Annotated in this window: 12 protein-coding genes; 1 reads left to right on the top strand and 11 read right to left on the bottom strand. The window is 68.5% G+C overall.

Translation table 11 applies throughout. The features are described 5' to 3' along the window. Positions 1 to 95 precede the first annotated feature (95 nt). From CSW64_RS16540 to CSW64_RS16570, 7 genes are all read right to left on the bottom strand, one after another. Positions 96 to 3470, bottom strand: coding sequence for a TonB-dependent receptor (locus CSW64_RS16540; protein WP_099623136.1), 3375 nt, complete (start codon positions 3468 to 3470; stop codon positions 96 to 98). A 97-nt stretch (positions 3471 to 3567) separates the two neighbouring features. Then, positions 3568 to 4581, bottom strand: a complete 1014-nt coding sequence (locus tag CSW64_RS16545) for a FecR family protein (protein ID WP_099623137.1) — start codon at positions 4579 to 4581, stop codon at positions 3568 to 3570. Continuing rightward, positions 4578 to 5147 carry an RNA polymerase sigma factor gene (locus CSW64_RS16550; protein ID WP_099623138.1) on the bottom strand — a complete coding sequence of 190 codons (570 nt, stop codon included), beginning with the start codon at positions 5145 to 5147 and terminating at the stop codon, positions 4578 to 4580. Before CSW64_RS16550 ends, CSW64_RS16545 begins: the two co-directional genes overlap by 4 nt. Before the next feature lie 120 nt (positions 5148 to 5267). Next, positions 5268 to 6620, bottom strand: coding sequence for a DUF5690 family protein (locus tag CSW64_RS16555; RefSeq protein ID WP_216361193.1), 1353 nt, complete (start codon positions 6618 to 6620; stop codon positions 5268 to 5270). Then, positions 6617 to 7438 (bottom strand): phosphonoacetaldehyde hydrolase, encoded by an 822-nt coding sequence (gene phnX, locus CSW64_RS16560; protein ID WP_099623139.1) that lies wholly within the window; start codon positions 7436 to 7438, stop codon positions 6617 to 6619. Before phnX ends, CSW64_RS16555 begins: the two co-directional genes overlap by 4 nt. Further along, positions 7435 to 8568 carry a TIGR03364 family FAD-dependent oxidoreductase gene (locus tag CSW64_RS16565; RefSeq protein ID WP_099623140.1) on the bottom strand — a complete coding sequence of 378 codons (1134 nt, stop codon included), beginning with the start codon at positions 8566 to 8568 and terminating at the stop codon, positions 7435 to 7437. Before CSW64_RS16565 ends, phnX begins: the two co-directional genes overlap by 4 nt. A gap of 94 nt (positions 8569 to 8662) precedes the next feature. After that, positions 8663 to 11095 (bottom strand): TonB-dependent receptor domain-containing protein, encoded by a 2433-nt coding sequence (locus CSW64_RS16570; protein WP_172448601.1) that lies wholly within the window; start codon positions 11093 to 11095, stop codon positions 8663 to 8665. 191 nt (positions 11096 to 11286) lie between these two features. Between CSW64_RS16570 and CSW64_RS16575 the strand changes: the two genes are divergently transcribed. Beyond that, positions 11287 to 12174: a LysR substrate-binding domain-containing protein gene (locus tag CSW64_RS16575; RefSeq protein WP_099623142.1), complete on the top strand. Its 888-nt coding sequence runs from the start codon at positions 11287 to 11289 to the stop codon at positions 12172 to 12174. On the opposite strand, the gene CSW64_RS16580 is transcribed toward CSW64_RS16575, so the two are convergent. From CSW64_RS16580 to CSW64_RS16595, 4 genes are read right to left on the bottom strand one after another with little or no spacing between them, the layout of a single operon-like run. Beyond that, positions 12158 to 13141, bottom strand: coding sequence for an alpha/beta hydrolase (locus tag CSW64_RS16580; protein WP_172448602.1), 984 nt, complete (start codon positions 13139 to 13141; stop codon positions 12158 to 12160). The genes CSW64_RS16575 and CSW64_RS16580 overlap by 17 nt on opposite strands. Further along, positions 13138 to 14526 (bottom strand): flavin-containing monooxygenase, encoded by a 1389-nt coding sequence (locus tag CSW64_RS16585; RefSeq protein ID WP_099623144.1) that lies wholly within the window; start codon positions 14524 to 14526, stop codon positions 13138 to 13140. Before CSW64_RS16585 ends, CSW64_RS16580 begins: the two co-directional genes overlap by 4 nt. Next, positions 14523 to 15932, bottom strand: a complete 1410-nt coding sequence (locus CSW64_RS16590) for an MFS transporter (RefSeq protein ID WP_099623145.1) — start codon at positions 15930 to 15932, stop codon at positions 14523 to 14525. Before CSW64_RS16590 ends, CSW64_RS16585 begins: the two co-directional genes overlap by 4 nt. A 60-nt stretch (positions 15933 to 15992) precedes the next feature. After that, positions 15993 to 18560 carry a TonB-dependent receptor gene (locus tag CSW64_RS16595; RefSeq protein ID WP_172448603.1) on the bottom strand — a complete coding sequence of 856 codons (2568 nt, stop codon included), beginning with the start codon at positions 18558 to 18560 and terminating at the stop codon, positions 15993 to 15995. Positions 18561 to 18650: the final 90 nt, after the last annotated feature.

The following is an 18650-nucleotide window of genomic DNA, read 5'->3' on the forward strand; positions in this document are numbered from 1 at the left end:
ATCAATGTATATCCAAGAAGTGTGTCAGTAGAGATTCATATTCTTGAATATCGACTCCCAATTTGCACTTAACGAGCACGCAACCACGACGCTCGCTAGAAATCCTTCCTCACCGAGATGCCCACCAGCCGCGGATCCAGCGTGAACACGTTGGTGGTGTTGCCGGTCTCGTCCGGACCGGTGAAGCCGTCGGTGATCGGCGTCTCGTCGAAGATGTTCTTGACGTACACCTGAACCCTCAGGTTCTCGCCGGGATGGGCGAGGGTCGCGGACAGGTTGGCGTTGCCCCAGCTCTTCAGGCGGTCGAACTCGGTGTTGTAGACGCGCATGAAACTCTCGGACTGGCGGTAGTAGTCGCCGCGCACGGTCAGGTCCCAGCCGGCCGGAAGCTCGATCCGGTACTGAGCCCCGATGTTGAAGGTGATCTTCGGCGCGTTGGGCAGGCTGTTGCCGCTCAGGTCGGCCGAGAAGCCCCGGCCGCCGTTGGTGTCGTGCACGCCGGTCTTCGGATTGATGTACTTCAGCGGGTCGTAGATGACCGCGCCCCACTGATCCCGGATGAAGTTCCTGGGATCGTCCCGGAACAGCCCCTCGCCGAACACCGGGCCCGGGCACAGCATCTTGATGAAGACGTTGTTGCCGCCGCCGGCGATCGCGCGTCCCAGGATGTCCTTCGGCACGATGCAGGTGGCCGGACTGGTCGGCCAGGGACGCAGGGTGATCCAGTCGGGGTCGCCCTGCGTCCGGTTCATGATGTCGATGGACTTCTCGCCGCCGGCGATGCGTGTCTTCAGCAGGCCGAGCGTGGCATCCATCCGGAAGTTCCGGGTCGGGCTCCAGGCCGTCTCGAACTCCAGGCCGTAGACCTTGGCGTTGAAGTTCTCGTTGTGCAGCGACCGGTCGATGATCTGGGTGACCTGATAGTCCTTGTAGTCGTAGTAGAAGGCCGAAGCGTTCAGCATCAGCCGCCCGCCCAGCAGGGCGTTCTTCATGCCGAGTTCGTAGGCGTTCACGAACTCCGGATCGAAGCTGGTGTCCAAGGGCGTGTAGTTGGTGGTGGACGAATCCGCCGGCCCGCGCGGGTTCGCGCCGCCGCCCTTGTAGCCTCGTGAGAACGACGCGTAGACGAGGGTGTCGTCCGTGAACGACAGGTCCGGCTTCCAGTCGACCGACAGCCGGCCGGTCCATTCGCCCCAGCGGTGGACCTCGTCGGGATAGCGGGGATAACCCTTGCCGATCGAGCCCGGGCCGGTGCCCATCAGCGTGCCGGCGGAACCCAGCAATTGGGTCGGTATGGGCGTCGTGGTCTTCTTGTCGTTGGTGTACCGCAGCCCGAAGCTCAGACGCAGATCGTCGCGAACGGTGTAGTAGCCCTCGCCGAAGACGGCCCAGGACTCCGTCTTCGCGATGTTGATGTTGCGGTAGTAGTTGTGCCCCTGGCCATCCAGCCTATCGATCGGGTTCGGATCGATGTAGGCGCATTCGTTGACGTCCTTCGCCAGGGGGCTCAGCGGCTGGCAGGTCCCGCTCCAGACCGTGCCGTTGTTGCCGATCGCCGCGATCGTGAAGGCGTTCGAGAAGACGTAGTAGTCCTCATTGGTGCTGAACTTCAGATAGTTGGCGCCGAGGTTGAAGTTGAACGGCCCGTCGAAGCTCGAAGCGATACGGATTTCCTGAGACCACTGCTTGCTGCTCGACTTGCTGAGGTCGAGCGCCACCAGGCGGTCCAGAGTCCCGAGCTGGGGATCGACGAAGGTCCCGCCGCCGAACGGATCCGCGGTGTTTCCGCTGCAGGGACCCAGCCACACCGCAAGCTCCTTGAGCGGCGTGCGCAGCGGATTGTCGCGGCAGCCGATCAGACCGCCCTGGGGATTCAGGCGGAAGTAGTCCTGCATCCCGTAGTAGCTGTCTTCCATGTACAGCGTCTGGGCGTAGAGCGTCAGGCCGTCCGCGACCTCCGCCTCGACGTTGAGCTGGATGACGTCGTTCTTCGCCCGGAAGACCGGATCGAAGTAGGTCTCGATCTCCCGCAGGTTGGAGGACTGCTTTCCGTTCGCGGAGGAGAACGGATCGATGTTGATCTTGAACAGATAACCGCCCCAGTCCCGCGGGACGGTGTTCGCCCTGTATGAGAACGGCGTGACCAGGATCATCCCGGTCACGATCGGGAAGCCGACGCCGTTGGGGGCGCTGAACGCGTCCTGGGTGAACAGCGACTTGGCCTGGCAGCCGGGCGTCAGGCTCACCCGCGGCCAATAGTTGGTCGAGGGGTTGGTGGTGTAGGTCAGGGACTGGGTGCGCGCTCTCCCGGAGGGATCGGTCCAGGCCAGGCTGGTCGGGGTCTCGCCCCGGGTGCAGAGCTGTTTGCCGGTGCGCGCGCGGGTGTCGTCCTCTTCGAAATGCTCCCACAGGAGGTTCGCGCTGAAGCGGTCGTCCGGCTTCCACAACAGGCCCAGGCGCGCCGACCACAGGTCGCGGCCGTTGACCTGCCGCTCGGTCACCAGGTTGCGGTCGTAGCCCGTGCGCTGGGTGTAGGCGCCGGCGCCGCGGAAGGCGAACTGGTCGCCGAGGGGGATGTTGATGTAGCCGCGCGCCCGCCGAGCGTCGTAGTTGCCGAGCTCGCCCTGGACCGACCCGGAGAAGCGATCGAGTTCGGGCAGCTTGGGCAGCATGTTGACCACGCCCGCCGTGGCGTTGCGGCCGTACAGCGTGCCCTGGGGCCCGCGCAGGACCTCCAGCCGCTCGACGTCGAAGTACTCCTGCTCGAACAGACGGTTCCGCAGGAGGGCGGTGTTGTTGAAGCTGACGGCGACGCCGGGGTCGGTCGTCACCGAGATCGCCTTGGTGCCGATGCCGCGGATCGAGAAGTTGTAGCCGGTGAAGTTGTCCTTGGAGAAGTTCACGTTGGGCACGACGCGCAGGAGCTCGGACCCGCCCTCGACCTTGCGGTCGTCCAGCTGCTTCTCCGAGAAGGCCGAGACGGCCACCGGCACGTCGATGATCCGCTCTTCCATGCGACGGGCGGTGACGATGACGTTCTCGACCTCGGTCACGTCGCGCGACGGAGCCGCTTCCGCGGCCGGCGGCGGAACGGACGGACGGGCCCGGCGCATCGGCTTGTCGTCGCCGCCCGCGGCCGGGACGATCACATAGCCGCCGGACGCATTGGCGCGGTAGGTCAGCCCGCTGCCGCTGAGCATGGCGTCAAGCGCCCGCTCGATCCCGCCCTGCCCGCGATAACCCGTCGTACGCTTTCCACGCACCAGATCGGCCGAGAAGACGATGCTGCGTCCGCTTTCCCGGCCCAGTTGCGTCAAGGCCGGTCCCAGGTCCTGAGCCGCGACGTTGAAGGTCGCCGATTGCGTGCGCCCCGACTGGGCGAACGCGGGCAGCGGCGCCGCCACGCACGCCGCTGCGGCCGCCCCGAGCAAAAGCCACGCCTTCGGAGATCGGCCTTGATGGATCGTCATGTGAAATCGCCCCCGCCGGCCCCCACAGTGAGGCCGCTCTCCTCGCAGGAACGGCGGCGCGGCTCGAAACCCCGCAGCTTCCGCCGTGAAGTTTTTGCTACGGCCTTTGGGTGGAGAGCACGGCTCGTCCGTCGGCGGACTGTCGAAGCGACAGGCCGAAGACAGCGGCCATGGAGTCGGCGAAAAGGTCCGCCTCCGATGTCCGGAAGGCGCCGCTGACGCGCAGGCGCTCGGCCCTCGGGTCCGCGATCACGATACGCCGTCGCGTGTAGCGGTTCATCTCGGCGACGGCTTCTCGCAGCGGCGTCTCCTCGAAGAAGACGACGCCGTCGCGCCAGGCCGCGAGACGCTTGGTGTCAGCCTTGCGGACAGTCATCGGCCCGCCCTGGGCCGCCGTCAGCACTTCCCCCGCCGACAGGGTCTGGACGGGAGTCGACGAGTCCGTGGACACGCGAACGACCCCGTCGAGCATGGCGACGCGAAGCTCGCCGGGCAGGCTGAGCACATCGAAGACCGTGCCGACCGCCGTCACCCGCCGCCCTTCCGCCAGGACTTCGAACGGACGGCTGGGGTCGTGGGCGACGGAGAACAGGGCCTGGCCCTGGACAAGCTTCGCCGTGCGGCCGCGGCGATCGAACGTGGTTTCGACGACGCTGTCGGTGTTGAGCGTCATGACCGAGCCGTCGGCCAGGGAGACGGTCGCCCGCTCGCCCGGGATCGTCACATAGCGGGCCGTCGTCGTCTGCGCGCCGCCGAAGACCCTCGCGAAATCCTCGCCGCGGCCCGACGCCCACCAGCCGCCGACGCCGCCCAGAAGCAAGGTCGCGGCGACGAGGCCGGCGGCGAACGCCGCCGGCAGAGGCCGTCGCTCCCGCCGCGCCTTCAGCGCCGAGCGACGCATGGCCAGGAGTTCGTCCTCGTCGCCGAACTGCTTCAGCAGACGGTCCGCCGCCAGAGCCGCGTCGAAGGCCTTGCGATGCTGCGCGTCCGCCGACAGCCAGGCTTCCATTTCCGCGACCTCATCCGCGTCCATGGCGTCTTCGGCGCGCAACGCCCACTGAACGGCGGCCTCCTCCGATCGCAGGCTTGTGCAATCCATCAGGCTCTTCATCGCCCCGCCTCTTCGCGCAGACGGGCGGCCAGATAGGCCATGCCTTTGACGAGGCGCCGTTCGACGGTGCTGACGGAGACGCCCAGCCGACGGGCGATTTCGACGTGCGTCAGTCGCTCAAGGCGCGCCAGGAGCACGACGTGGCGGGTGCGTTCAGGCAATTGGCGCAAGCTGTCGATGAATCTCCGCAGCTCCTGGCGCCCCTCCACCACGCGGTCGACCGGATGATCGGCGACGGCGTGCAGAGCCTCGTCATAGCTGGTGTGGCGGTCTTCCCGACGCGCCCGCGACCGTCGATGCCGATCGATGGCCACCGAGGCCGCCGTTTCGAACAGATAGGCCTCTCCATGCTCCGCCACCGCCACGTCGGGCCGGCGGGACAGACGCAGGAAGACATCCTGCACGGCGTCCTCGGCGTCCGGCGCGGAAAGGCCTCTTCGCCTAAAGTAGCGCAGCAGGGCCGGACGTGCGCGCTGGGACAGCGCGGCCAGGGCGTCGTCGCCCTCGATCACCCTGCCCTCGTCTCCGCGCAGATGCTCGGCCAAACCCGTCCGCCATGCCGTCATGGGCCCGCCCCCTTCCTATGCGGCCGTTGCGGAGGGATTATGAAGGTCCGCAAAGACTGAAACGGAGGAGGCGGTGAAAACCCAGCATTCCGCCGTCAGCGGGCGGCGCTGGTCGTCATCTCACTTGTCGCAAGGCGCCGAGGGCGCGCCCGACACATAGGGGCCGCCAAGGCCGTCCTGGCGAGACCTGTTCCGCCGCCGTCCGTCGAACAGCAGGCCCCCGACCGCCGTTCCGGCCAAGCCGACCAGGCTGGTCACGTAGGCCAGGTTGGTCAGGAAGGCGATCCAGTCGAGGTCGAGACGGGCGAACGCCTTGACCAGCAACAGCGCGACACTGCCGACATAGCCGCTGGCGTCGGCGACGTAGATCAGGAAGCCTGCCGTACCGACCGTGCCGGTGGCCGCGATCATCCGGTCGAACAGAATTCCGTTGAACGGGGTGTAGGCCAGGTAGAGGCCGGCGCCGCTGGCCGTCATCCAGGCGACCGGCCCCAGCATTCCCGCCTGATGCAGACCGGTCGACGCGCCGAGCAGGGCGAGCCCCCCGCCGATGAAGGCCAGGTTGAACCCGACGGCGCGGCGGTTGTCCTTCACCCGGCTGAGGGCGGCCAGCGCGGCCAACACCGCCACGGCGATCGGCAGCTCGGAGACGCTGAACATCGCCGCCGCGTCCTTGAAGCCCAGCTCGGCCCAGATCTCGGCCGAGAAGTTGTCGCGGAAGTCCCGGACGGCGGTGAGCAGCACATAGACGGCGACCAGGACGGCCAGCACGGGGCCGTGCGCCACCAACAGAGCCATGCGATCCCGGGCCGACATCGGCGCGCGCCTGACACGCTCGGCCTCGTCGGCGGCGTCCGGCGGCGGCATTTGGGCCAGGCCGGCGACCGCGATGAACAGCAGGGGCGCGAACAGCAGGCCCGTCAGCGCCGGCATCCAGAGTTCCTGGACTCCCATCAGCAGCAGGGTCTTGCCGACCGATTTCACGACGCCGGAGGCCAGGATGAAGCTGGCGCACAGCATGGCGCCGAGCGCTTCGGAGAGCCGCCTCCCCTCCAGGAACCCGAACACCAGCCCCCAGATCATGCCCAGCCCGAGGCCGTTGGCGAACAGGGCCAGCGGCGCGAACGCCGGCGGCAGGACCCCCAGCAGCACCAGCGCCAGCTCCGCGCCGCCGACCAGGATCAGGATCGCCGCGGCCCGGCGGCCCGGCGGCATCTCTGACACGACCTTGATGCCGACCAGCTTGGACAGGGCGTAGCCGGCGACCTGGGCGATCACCAGCGCGATCTTGAAGTCCAGGACGAAGGGCCAGCCGACGATGTCGCCATAGTCCGCCGCCGCGAACGGCTTGCGGTAGGCGTACATCGAGAAGTAGGCGGCGAAGGCGGCCAGACCGCCATAGGCGGCGAACGCCCAGGGCGGCGCCTGCGTCAGCCAGCGCCCGATCCGCCCCTTCGCATCCGTCGCGCTCACCGCGCCCGCTCCGGCGTCTCTCCGCGCGCGATCCGCGTCTCGATCTCCGCCAGAACGGGTCCGAGCTGAGCCACGCTTTCGACCACGTAATGGGCGCCGGCCGCGCGGAGCGTCTGAGCGGCCGCTCCGATCCGCGCCGCCTGCTCCGCGGCCGGCAGCGCTTCGAGCGCCTTGATGTCCAGGCCGACGCCGTTGCCGGACGCGGACAGTCCGACCGTCCAGGCCCCGGCTTCGAGCCCCTCTCCGATGCCGACCTCGGCATCGTCGACCTTGACGCAGGCACGCGCCGGCCAGGCGCCGAGCTCGACCAGCGCCTTCCACATCATCAGGGGCGACGGACGGCCGTGGAGAGTCTCCCCGGCGCAGATCACCAGCTCCGGCGCATAACCCTGCTCGGCCGCCAGCGGCAGCACGTCCGCCATCATCCGCCGGGTGTAGCCTGTGGTCGAACCGATGCGGACGCCCCGCTCGCGCAGGTCGGCGGCGATCTCGGCCGCGCCAGGGATCAGGGTCGCGCAGGCCCGAGCAGCGGCGACCATCCGCGGCTCGACCGCGTCGTGCAGGCGGCCGACATCCGCCTCGGCCGGCGCCGCGCCATGACGCTCGCGCCACAGGGCCTCGATGCGCGGCAGGGTGAGCAAGGCGCGCACGTGATCCCGCTTCGCCCTGCCCATATCCGCTCGCGCCTCAGCTTCGGAGATCTCGACTCCCGCTTCGGCGAACACATCGCGCAAAGCCGCGACAGGCGCGCGACAGCCGAAGTCGACCATGGTGCCGGCCCAGTCGAAGACGACGGCCTGGATGAGAGACCGGCTCATGCGGCGGCTCCTTGCGACAGATCGTACAGATCAGCGATCACCTCCTCGGCCAGGCCGAAGCCGGTGGAGGCGCCTGTGCCGCTGGTCACGGTCACGAGCCGCACGCCCGGCAGGGGCGTTTCCACGAGGCTGGGGCCCGAGGCGGAGGCATAGGTGCCCGTCCAGCGCTCGAGCACCGGCGGCGGGGCCTGGCCGAACACGGCGGCGAACTCGTCCAGGATCAGGGCGTCGACGTCGTCGCGGGCGAACGGGTCGGGCGTGGCGGCGTAGTGGTGGCTGTCGCCGACCACCAGCGAGCCGTCGGCGCTCTGGACGACGATCAGATGGACGCCATGCTCGAGATGGGCAGGCTGTTCGGCCTCCAGCCGAGCGCGCAGCGCCCTGGCCTCCGGCAGCTCGGCGTAGCCGAGATAGCGGACCAGGCCGAGGTCGGACATCACCGGCGCCGGCAGACGCCAGCCCGGATCGCCCAGGCGCATCATCTGCAGCTTGCAGCGCGTCACCTGGGCGCGCGTGAAGTGGTCCGGGAACAGAGTGACCAGGTCGTCGCCAGGGCAGACCACGATCGCGTCGGCGCGGATCGGCCCCGCCGTCGTCTCCAGTCGTCCGGTCTCGACCCCGCGGACGGCGACGCCTCGCAGGAAGGTCACGCCGTGCACGGCCTGCAGCCAGGCCGCCAGGCGCGGAATGGCCGTGCGGGACTCCACGCGAAGATCGACGGCGCTGGTCAGACCGCCCAGGATCTCCCCGCCGCCCGGCAGGCGATCGGACAGGCCGTCGGCGTCACGCCAGGCGCAACCCTCGGCCATCTCGGTCTCCAGGAAGGCCTGCAGCACCGCCTTCGCCTCCGGCCGGCGCGCGACCATGGTCAGGCCGCGCTGCAGGACGTCGATCCCGGCCGGTCCGGCGATCTCGCCCCAGACGGCGGCCGATCGGCGCGCCCGCCGCCAGACCTCGCCGCGCGCCTGACCGGTGACGGTCACGAAGCCGAAGTTGCGCACCGAGGCGCCGTTGGCCTGGGCGTCGCGGTCCGCCACCACGACCCGTTTGCCGAGACGGGCGGCGGCCAGGGCGTGGGCCAGGCCCACGACGCCGGCGCCGACCACGGCCAAATCGAACTGTTGTTCCAAGATCTCGTCCTTGGCCGCGATCGCGGCCCGAAAGTTCGGAAAGGACGGCCGCGCGGGAGCGAGGGGATCGACGTCCCGCGCGGCCGCGATCGGCCTAGAAGCTGAAGCTCAAGCCGGCCGAAACGGTGCGCGGAGCGCCGCGGGTGTAGCGCTGGGTGAACTCGTCCAGCATCCCGCCGATGTAGCCTTCATCCAGCAGGTTGGTGACGTTGACCTGGAAGTCGACGGCCCGCCCGTTCTCCAGCGGCAGACGATAGCCGGCCGACAGGTCGACGATCGTGTAGGCCGGCAGATAGAGGCTGGGCGTGTTCGGAGCGTCGCCGGCCGTCTTGCCGGTGTGCTTCGCGCGGACCCCGGCCCGGAAGTTGTCGCGACGATAGTCGAGCCCCAGGGAGACCAGGGTGGTCGGCGCGCCCGGAACCTCGTTGCCCTTGGCCACCGGCTTGACGGAGCCGGCGTTGGCCGTGCCGCCGGTGAAGGCCTCCTGATAGGTGGAGTCGTTCAGGGTCAGCGCCCCGCTCAGCTTGAAGGCCTCGCTCAGGTCATAGACGAAGCTGGCCTCGACGCCCTTGCTCTCGATGCCCTTGCCGGTGTTGGCGTAGGCGCCCGAGGTGCCGGCGGTGTAGTTGATGCCGCCGTTGCTGCCGCTCGGTCCGCCGGTGATGAAGTCGGCCGAGTAGAAGGTGATCGCGTTCTTGTAGTTGATGTAATACGCGGTCACCTGGGCCGAGAACCGGCGACCGTGGAAGCGCAGGCCGGCCTCGAAGTCGTCGGCCACCGACGATTTCAGCTTGCTGGTGTCGGTCTGGGTCTTCTCCAGCGCCCAGTCGCCCGCCGCGCCGTAGTTCTGCGAGAAGCCGCCGAAGACCTGCAAGTTCTCGTTCACCCGATAGAGCGCGCTCAGGCTGAACAGCACGTCGGAGTCGGCGTTCAGGCTGGTCCGCAGCGGCGCCGTCGACTTGCCGTAGGCGTCCCAGCCTTCGGTCTCGCCGTCGATCTCGATCAGGTACTTCTGGAGGCCGCCGGTCAGGGTCAGGTCGCCCAGGGTCCAGACGTCCTCGACATAGAGCTTCCACTGGTCGGTGGAGAAATGCTGCATGAAGTCGATGAGCTGGGGCGCGGTGTAGTAGTCGGGGCCCTTGCGGACGTCGACGATCTGGCGCCAGGCCCGACCGAAGTCGCGATCCAGCTTCTCGTACCAGACGCCGGCCTCGACCCGGTGCTGGCCGAACTCGAACCTGGCCTTGGAGGTGAAGCCGTAGCGGTCGTGGCTGTAGAGGCTGGTGCGGTAGGTCTGCAGCGGGACGCACGAGGCGGAAACCGCGCCGCCGGCGCCGTAGCAGAGCGACGAGGTGATCCGGGTCCCGTCGACGTCGGTGTAGTCGAGACCCTGCACCACCGCCCGCTGACGGCCCGAGGCGTCGGTCCAGCCGTAGTAGGCGCGCTTGCGGCTGGAGCCGGCCGCGGTGCCGCCGGCGATGGTGCGGACGCCATCGGGGCCGATGGCGATCTGTTGGTACGGCGGCGCCCAGTCGCCCTGCCCCTTCTGGTGATGGAAGTAGGGCGCGACTTCGAACTGCACCGCGTCGCTGAGGGCGTAGTCGAACTTGACGTAGGCCAGGGTGTTCTCGCGATGCGCCGACCAGGCGTGCGCCCAGTTCTCGTTCACGCCCGCCGGGGTCGAGGTCCAGGCCGGGACCGAGGCGTCGCCCGCCGTCGTGCCGTCCAGGAACGACCGTGAAGCCTCGATCAACGGATCATCGACGGCGTCGTCGTACGAGATGCGGGCGGTGATGGTGAGCTTGTCGAGCTCGGTGACGGACTTCGCCTCGACATGCCACTCGTCGAAGCCGCTGCCGTCGCTGCAGCCGTAGACCCAGCGGCAGGCGGTGAAGCGCGCCAGGCCCACATAGGCGCGGGTGGTGTCGCCCAGGACGCGGCCGGTGTCGTAGACGCCGGCGTAGCGGCGCGCTTCGTTGTCGCCAAAGGTGATCGCGACCAGACCGCCGGCCTCTTCCTTCGGATCGCGGGTGATGTAGGCGATGGTGCCGCCGAGCGCCGAGGCCGAGGCCGAGCCGACGCCGGTGGTGCCCTGGTCGATCTGGATGCGCTCGACGTTCTCGCTCATCAGATACTTCTGGGCCGGCGCGCCGCCCAGGTAGTAGGAGGCGTTGTAGGCCGGCATGCCGTCGATCGTCTGACCGATCTTCGAGGAGCGCAGATTGATGTCGAAGCCGCGGATGTTGACGCCGTAGGTCCACGGATCGGCATTGAAGGCGTCCGAGCCGCGGATGGCCACGCCCGGCACATCCTGAATGGCGTTGATGATGTTCATCGCCGCCGGCTGCGCAGCGATGGCGTCGGCCGTCACGATCGTGTTGCCGCGCGCGACGGGCGCGGCGGTGATCACCACGGCCTCGACGGTCTCGGCCTCCTCGGCGACGTCATCGGCGGCCCAAGCCTGGCCGGCGGCCAGCGCGATCGCGGCCGCGCCGCAGCTCAGCAGCGCCTTGAGTTGAATCTTCATCGATGTTCCCCGGGTCTCTGGTGAGCGGGAACGCCTTCCCGTCTCGGCGGGCGCTTCATGGGGCGCCCGGCGGCCGCGAAGCCAAGCGTTTGGTTGAATGGGGGGCATAGGTCCGGCCTATGTCCGGCGCGCCTCTCGCGGCCCGACCGTCACGGCCTCGTCATGCGCCGCGGCTAGGGAAGCCTTCCGTCATGGCCGCCAACTATCAGCATCTGCGCGCCTTCCACGCGATCGCCCTGGAGGGCGGGGTGACGCGCGCCGCGCGCCGCCTGAATGTCGCCCAGCCCACCCTGTCGCAGCAGTTGAAGGCCCTCGAAGAACGGCATGGGGTCGGCCTGTTCGAAAGCCGACGATCACCGCTGAAGCTGACGGACGCGGGCCGCGACCTGTTCGCCTTGACCGAGCGCCTCTTCGCGGCCGCGGCCGACGTCGACGACATGCTCGGCGAAGCCGTCAGCCTCACCGGCGGCTCCCTGCGGATCGGCAGCGACTGCCCGCCGCAGGTGGCGCGGATCGTAGCCGGCTTTCGCGCGCGCAATCCCGGCGCCCAGGTGCAGGTGCGGATGGGCAACGCCCGCGACACGATGCGCTGGCTCAGCGCCGCGGAGATCGATGTCGCGGTCGCCAGCGATCCGCCGGCCGATGGTCAGTTCACCTACGATCCGCTCTACACCGACTATCTCCGGGTGGCCCTGCCCGTTGATCACCCGCTTACGGCGCTGACGGCGATCCCGATCGAACGGCTGGCCGACGAGACCCTGCTGATCCGGGAGCCCACCTCCAAGACCCGCGCCTTCACGGAACAGGCTTTGGACGCGGCCCAGATCGAGGTGCGAGAGACCCTGGAGCTGCAGAGCCGCGAGACCATTCGCGAAGCGGTCTGTCTCGGACTCGGCGTCAGCGTCTTCTTCTCCTCGGAATGTCCGCCGGATCCGCGCATCGCATATCGGCCCTTGTCGGGACAGGTGCGGGAGCAGCCGCTGCGGGGGTATCTCGTGTGCCAGCGGGACCGCCGCCGCAGCGCCCTGATCCGCGCGATACGGGCGGTCGCGGCGGATCTGGTCACGCCGGCCGGTTAGGCGTCCCGGCGACGGCCGGCGCCGCCCCTCGCCGTTGGACGGACACGGCGCCTGCCTCCGCCTGAGCCGCATGGCGGAGAATCTGATCGGCCAGCCTGGTCCCGTCGCGGCTTGAGATCTCATGCCCAAACATCGGGTCAACGATCAGGCGCGCATGCGGTATCCGCGCCGCGATGTCCGCGCCGTGAGCCGGCGGCAGCAAGGGATCGCGCGCGCCATGGATGACCAGCGTCGGCGCCTTGATCTCGACGAGCCGCTTGTATCGGTCGCGGTCGGCCAGGATCGCGGCGTACTGTCGGGCTGGGCCGGCCCCTTCCGGCCATCCGTAGGCGCTTGAGCGCTCCACCCGTTCCTCCAGCTCGACGACGTCGGCGGCCGTGAGCTCTCCGGCCAGCAAGCGCCGGAACCGCAGGGCTCGCGCGGTCGCGGACCGAAGATCCGGAGAGCTTCCGCCACCGGACATCGCCTCGCTGACCTCCCGGGCGGGTCCCGGCAACCCCGGGGCCCCGGACGACGACATCACCAGGACGAGCGAGGCGACCCGGTCCGGCTGGAGGCAGGCGATGCGCTGGGCGATCATTCCACCCATCGAGACTCCGACCAGATGGGCCGACCTGACGCCGAGCGCATCCAACAGACCGATCGCATCCGTCGCCATGTCCACGAGCGGATAAGGCGGTCGCGCCAACGGCGGCAGGCGCAGCGCCGCCGCCAGCCATAGGCGGATCAGCGGCGGCGCCCCATGGGAGTCGAGCCGGCTTGATCGTCCGACGTCGCGGTTGTCGAAGCGCAGCACCCGCCGACCGCCGGCGACCAGCCCGTCGATCAAGGTGTCCGGCCAGTCCGCCAGGGTCTGGCCAAGGCCATGGATCAGGACGACGGGCGCCGCATCCGACCGGCAACCGTGCGCGCGCCACGCCAGGGCGAGGCTCCCGACCTGCGTCAGACTGGCGGCCGGCCCGGTCACGCCGCGGCGGTCCAGAGCGACGACGAGGTCGCCAGATCGGAACGCGCATTGCTGACGCCGCGCCGCGACGGCGCATCGGGCGCGCCGATCGAGTCGAGCAGACGCCCGAGGCCGATCAGAGCGGAACGATGCTCACGCAGGCTGCGCGACTTGGTGTCGGCCTTCTCGACCAGCCGCAGGCCCCGCCAGCGTTGAGCGAAACGTATGGCGTGATGAGCCGCCAGGCGGCTCATCACGCCATCGCGGTCTCGGGCGTCGAAGGCCGCCATGCGCGCCGACATGTAGCCGGCATCCTGGAACAATGGACCGCCGCCCGTACGCGCCTGGCCCAGGCCGGCGATGAACAGCCCTCTCCGTTTGGGGCTCATCATCATCAGGAACAGCAGAGGCAGATCGTCCCGCCAGTCGATCAGACCGTCTGCTTCGCGAAGCATCGGCAGGGTGATCCGATAGCCGATAGCCCAGAAGATCAAGTCGTAGCTCTTGCGCGATCCGTCGGCGAAGACCACCGAACCACCGTCGAAGCGCGCGATCTCGGGCCGCACGCCGATCTCGCCCAGCCGGATCCGCCGCAGCAGCTCCGTGTTGATAACCGGGTGGCTGTCCAGGATGCCGTGGGTCGGTCGCGGCAGGCCCCAGCGCACCGGATCGCCCACCGCCAGGGTGTTCACCACCCAGGCGACGGCCCTGTCCATCCACTCGCCCCCCAGCGGGAAGGCCTGCAGCAGGGTGTCCAGCGGCCGCCCCGCGAAGGTTCTCGGGAAGAAATGCACGCCGTGCCGAACCGAAATGTCCGCGCTGACGCCATGGTGCGACGCGTCGACGGCCGCGTCGCAGGCGGTGTTCCCCGCGCCGACGACCAGCACGCGCTTGCCCGTGAACTGGCGCGGCGAGCGATATCGGTTCGAGGTCATCGCCTCGCCCGTCCACTCGCCCGGATAGTGGGCGACGTTGGGATCGTTGTGATGCCCGCCGGCGATGGTCACGGTCCGGCAGCGGTAGGCATCACCGCCGGTCGTCTCGACCCGCCAGAGCGCGCCGTCGGCGTCGGCCTCCATCGGCGCGACGCGGGCGACCCCGGTTTCGAAGCGGATCGCCGGCAACAGGTCGAAGGTCTCGGCGTAGCTGCGGAAGTAGCGCTGCATCTCTGATTTCGAGGGGAAGTCCGGGTAGTCGGCCGGCATCGGGAAGTCCGTGAACCCCGTCGAGTATTTCGACGAGATGATATGCGCGGTTTCATAGGCGCCGGTGTGCCAGATGCCGCCCACGTCGGGATTGCGGTCGAGGCAGACGACCGCCTCGCCCAGCTCTCGCAGCTTCTTGACGATGGGCAGCCCCTGGAAGCCTGCTCCGATCACACAGTGCGTGACGTATCGTTCGGTCATCCGACCGTCTCCTGGATGGGTTGTTTGCTGGGGGAAGTCTCTACGGCCGCGGGATGGCGGCCCGACCGGCGCGCGATGACCGCGCTGATCCGGCGCTGGGCCCGCGCGTCGATGGGATAGAGCCAGATCAGGGGAACACTGCAGAGGGCCAGGACCATCGGCGCGCCGACGCTGATCAGCAGCAGGGCGTTCTGGGCCTCGGCGGTCAGGGCGTGCTCAGGCGAGAAGCCGAGCGCCTTCAGCGCGGGCAGCGCGATCCCCACGCCGACCGCCTCGGAGAGTTTCTGCCCCACGCCCCAGACGGCGATGAACAAGGCGCCGCGCTGGACGCCGCCCTTCAGCCAGTCGAGGTCGATCACGTCGGCCGCCATCGAGGCGCCGAGGATCAGAGGTCCGGCGTAGGCCAGGCCCGTCGCCAGCTGCAGGCCGGTGTAGGCCGCGACATTTCCGGCCGGAATGAACGGCATGATCCCCAGGAAGAGCGCGTTCCAGCCCGCCGCCGCCGCCAAAGCCCGGTGCTTGCCGAGCCGGGCGCCCAGCCAGACCCAGAACGGCGCCCCGACCAGGGCCGCGATGAAGAAGACGAAGATCATCACGTCCGCGGTTTCCGCCAGGCGCGCGCGGTAGGTGTAGAAGGCGAGCGTCGTCGTCTGGTTGATCCCCGTGCCCAGCGCCGAGACCACGCCGGCGGCCAGCAGCACCAGAAACGGCCCGTTGGCCAGCAGGCCCGCCCCCCGACGGCGGATGAGCGGGGCGGAGGTTGTCGCCCGCTCCTTCACGGCGAGCAGGAGGATTGCGGCAGTGATCGGCAGGAGCAGGAATGTCAGCCAGGTGAAGGCCTGGACGTCCGCCGTCATCGCCGCGATGCGATCGCCGCGAAGACCGCTGCTGACGAGAACCGGCGCGGTCACCGCCATCAGCAGGCCGACCACGGTCATGCCTTCGCGGTAACCCACGATGCGCGACCGTTCGTGGTAGTCGTCGGAAAGCTCGGCCCCCCAGGCGCCGTAGGGCACGGTGATCAGCGACCAGCCGACATAGAAGGTCAGCGCCCAGCCGAAGAGATAGGCCAGGCTTGCATCGTCCGGCGGCATGAACAGCCGCCAGGACGCCAGCATCATCACCGGCGTCCCGAGCGCGATCCAGGGCTTGCGGCGCAGACCGGCGACGCCGTCGCGATCGCTCAGCCAACCGACCAGCATGTCGACGCCGATGTTGACGACCCGGGCCGCCATCAACGCTAGGCCGACGCCTGCCAGGTCCAGCCCGACGCGATCGGTGTAGATCGGCGCCAGATAGAGCGCGATCGGCAGGCCGGCCGAGGCCAGCGGCAGGGTCATCAGGCTGTAGGCGATCAGCGATCGCGTCGGCAGCCGTCCGGAACGGGTGGGCGAAAGGGAGGACACGGGGAACGCCTGAAAGGGCTTGGGCGCGACAACGGACAGGGCCGCCCCGCGCCCGCGCCGTTAGAACTTGACGCCGGCGGCGAGAGAGACCTCTCGCGGCCGGAGGGTGAAGACGTTTGTCGCCAGCCCGTTCATCGGGTCAGTCAGGTAGTGGCCGGTGACATTGTCGGCGTCCAAGAGGTTGCTGACCGCGACGCGCAGGTAGAGAGCGCCCGAGGTCGGTCGGACCTCCAGGAAGGCGTTCAGCACCTGCCATCCTTCGATCCGATCGACGGGGTCGTCGTTGAAGATCCGCCCCCAGAAGGCTGAGCGCACGCTGTAGTCCAGGCGCGCCAAGTAGGTGGCCGGCCCGATGGACCCCGACTTCTGCACCCCGAGCCGGACGGTCCAGTCCGGTGAGTTTGGCAGTTCGCGTCCCTTCAAACTGACAGGATTGCCGGGCGAGAAGTTCAGCCGCGGGCTGGAGCAGCTGGCGAACGGCCGCCCGCCGGGCAGCCTGGCGGCCTGCTCGGTCGTGGCGATGCAGTTGCCGCCTAGAGTGGGCGACGAGGAGTCGTTGTCCTTGATCACCACGAAACCCGGCAGCCCGCCGGTCGGATCGCGCGGATCGATGCTGAAGGTGTCGCCGACCTCGCTGTGCAGTTTCGAAGCCGAGAAATCCATCTGCCAGCCGTGGTCGAGGTCCAGCAGGCCCTCGGCCTCCAGGCCCCAGATCCTGGCGTCGACGTTCTCGTTGAGGATGGTGCGGCCCAGGCTCTTGGAGATCTGCAAGCCGTCGTAGTCGTAGTGGAAGGCGTTGAGGCTGAGGCTGAGGCGGTCGGCCGCCACCGTCTTGATCCCGACCTCGAAGGCGTCGACGAACTCCGGTTCGAACCAGGCCGCAACGCCGACATCAGGGCCATTCGGATTGAAGCCGCCGCCCTTGTAGCCGCGCGAGTAGAAGCCGTAGATCAGCGTCTGGTCCGCCGGCTTCCAGTCCAGACCGACGCGGCCGGTCCAGGCCTCGGTGTGCGAGGTGTTGGAGACATAGGCTGTCTCCTCGAACAACACATTGCGGTTGACCTGGGCCTTGCGGTCCTGGGTCCAGCGAACCCCGCCGGTCAGTTTCACGTCGTTTGTCAGCTTGACGTAGACCTCGCCGAAGACGGCATAGGACGACAGGTCGCTGACCGGGGTCTCCAACCGAAAGAACGGCGGCGTCGCCCCGCCCAGCAGAACAGCCGTCGCGTCGAGGACGTTGGAGACGGAGTAGAAGTCCTCCCGACTCTTGTAGTTCAGGTAGAAGAGCCCCGCGAGGAAGTTGACCCGGCCGTCGAAGTCCGAGGTCAGTCGCGCCTCGTGCAGCCACTGGGTGCTGCGCGACCGGCCTTCCTCCAGTCCATAAGGCCGGTCGAAGGCGCCGAGGATCGCGCCGCCGATGCTCCCCTGGTTCTTGGGGTCCGGCGCGCTGACCGGAATGACTCCATCGGGGAAAAGCGCCGTCGGCGAGAAACGGCCGGAGGCGGTCGAGAAGTCTCCATCGACGAGGTAGCCGCCGCGAGCATTGCGATAGTTGCTGAGCAGGTCGAACTGCAGGTCGCCGAGCTGATGATGCAGACCGAGGGTGACGTTGACCGACTTGCTATCGCCTCGCGGATCGAAGTCCATCGCCACCTGGCGGTAGTTCGCGGGCGTGGGGGCGTCGACGAACGGATCGGTTCCGCGGGGGATGATCGACTGCACGCCGGGCCGGAACGACGTGTCCTCGTAGGCGAGCATCCCGGTCAGGGTTGCGGCGAAGTTGGGCGTTTCGAACCCCAGGCGATCCGACAGGCAACCCATGGCGCCGACCGGATCCCGGTGGCAGAGGCGCTTGTTGGCGTTCATCGAGTCGCCGCGCGCCCGGCTATAGCCGGCGATCAACTCGATGTGCGTGTCGGAGCCGAGCTCAAACCACCAGCTGCTGCGGATGGCGACCAGATCGCCGCCGTTGATCTTCGAGCCGGTGGTCAGGTTGTCGACCCAGCCGTCCTCGTGGTTGATCCTGAAGGCCAGGCGCGTTGCGGCCTTCTCCCCGAGCGGCAGGTTGAGCATGCCTTCGGCCGAGCGCCCGCCAAACGAGGCGACGCCTAGTTCCAACGCGGCGCTCTGATCCGGCCCAGGCCGAGTGGTCACGATGTTGATCGCCCCGCCGGTGGCGTTGCGGCCGAACAGCGTGCCTTGCGGACCGCGCAGCACTTCCACCCGATCGAGGTCGAAGAACTCGCCGCCGCTGGTGTCGCCCTGGATGAAGGCGCCGTTGACGTGCAGCGCCACGCCGGAATCCGCGCCGTCGCCGATCACCGAGCGTCCAATGCCGCGGATCGCGAAGTTCGCCCCGCCATAGTTGGTGTCGGTGTAAGTCAGGTTCGGAACCATGATCTGCAGGTCCCGAGGCGCGTCGAGCTGGCGCGCGTCCAACTGGTCCTGGCTCAGCGCTGTGACCGCGATCGGCACATCGCTCAACCGCTCCTCCTTGCGCTGCGCGGTGACGATGATCTCGTCCACCATCGCCGTCTGCGCCCAGGCGGTTCCGCCCGGGACCATCGCCGCCAACATCACGCTCATGATCGTCGAGGCCTTCAGGTTCACCTTCATCCGTCGCGACATGTCTTCCTCCCCACATGCCTGTTGTTCTTCGGCCGCCCTTTTCGTCGGCCATTTCATAATATTTGTTATTATCTTTATTGAGCACGCCAA

It is taken from the genome of Caulobacter mirabilis, assembly GCF_002749615.1.
Classification (GTDB): domain Bacteria; phylum Pseudomonadota; class Alphaproteobacteria; order Caulobacterales; family Caulobacteraceae; genus Caulobacter; species Caulobacter mirabilis.

Bases quoted from the DNA above. Each gene is read 5' to 3' on its own strand.
- CSW64_RS16595 (WP_172448603.1), bottom strand. From the start codon at position 18,560: ATGTCGCGACGGATGAAGGTGAACCTGAAGGCCTCGACGATCATGAGC.
- phnX (WP_099623139.1), bottom strand. From the start codon at position 7,438: ATGAGCCGGTCTCTCATCCAGGCCGTCGTCTTCGACTGGGCCGGCACC.
- CSW64_RS16545 (WP_099623137.1), bottom strand. From the start codon at position 4,581: ATGAAGAGCCTGATGGATTGCACAAGCCTGCGATCGGAGGAGGCCGCC.
- CSW64_RS16540 (WP_099623136.1), bottom strand. From the start codon at position 3,470: ATGACGATCCATCAAGGCCGATCTCCGAAGGCGTGGCTTTTGCTCGGG.
- CSW64_RS16570 (WP_172448601.1), bottom strand. From the start codon at position 11,095: ATGAAGATTCAACTCAAGGCGCTGCTGAGCTGCGGCGCGGCCGCGATC.
- CSW64_RS16575 (WP_099623142.1), top strand. From the start codon at position 11,287: ATGGCCGCCAACTATCAGCATCTGCGCGCCTTCCACGCGATCGCCCTG.
- CSW64_RS16550 (WP_099623138.1), bottom strand. From the start codon at position 5,147: ATGACGGCATGGCGGACGGGTTTGGCCGAGCATCTGCGCGGAGACGAG.
- CSW64_RS16585 (WP_099623144.1), bottom strand. From the start codon at position 14,526: ATGACCGAACGATACGTCACGCACTGTGTGATCGGAGCAGGCTTCCAG.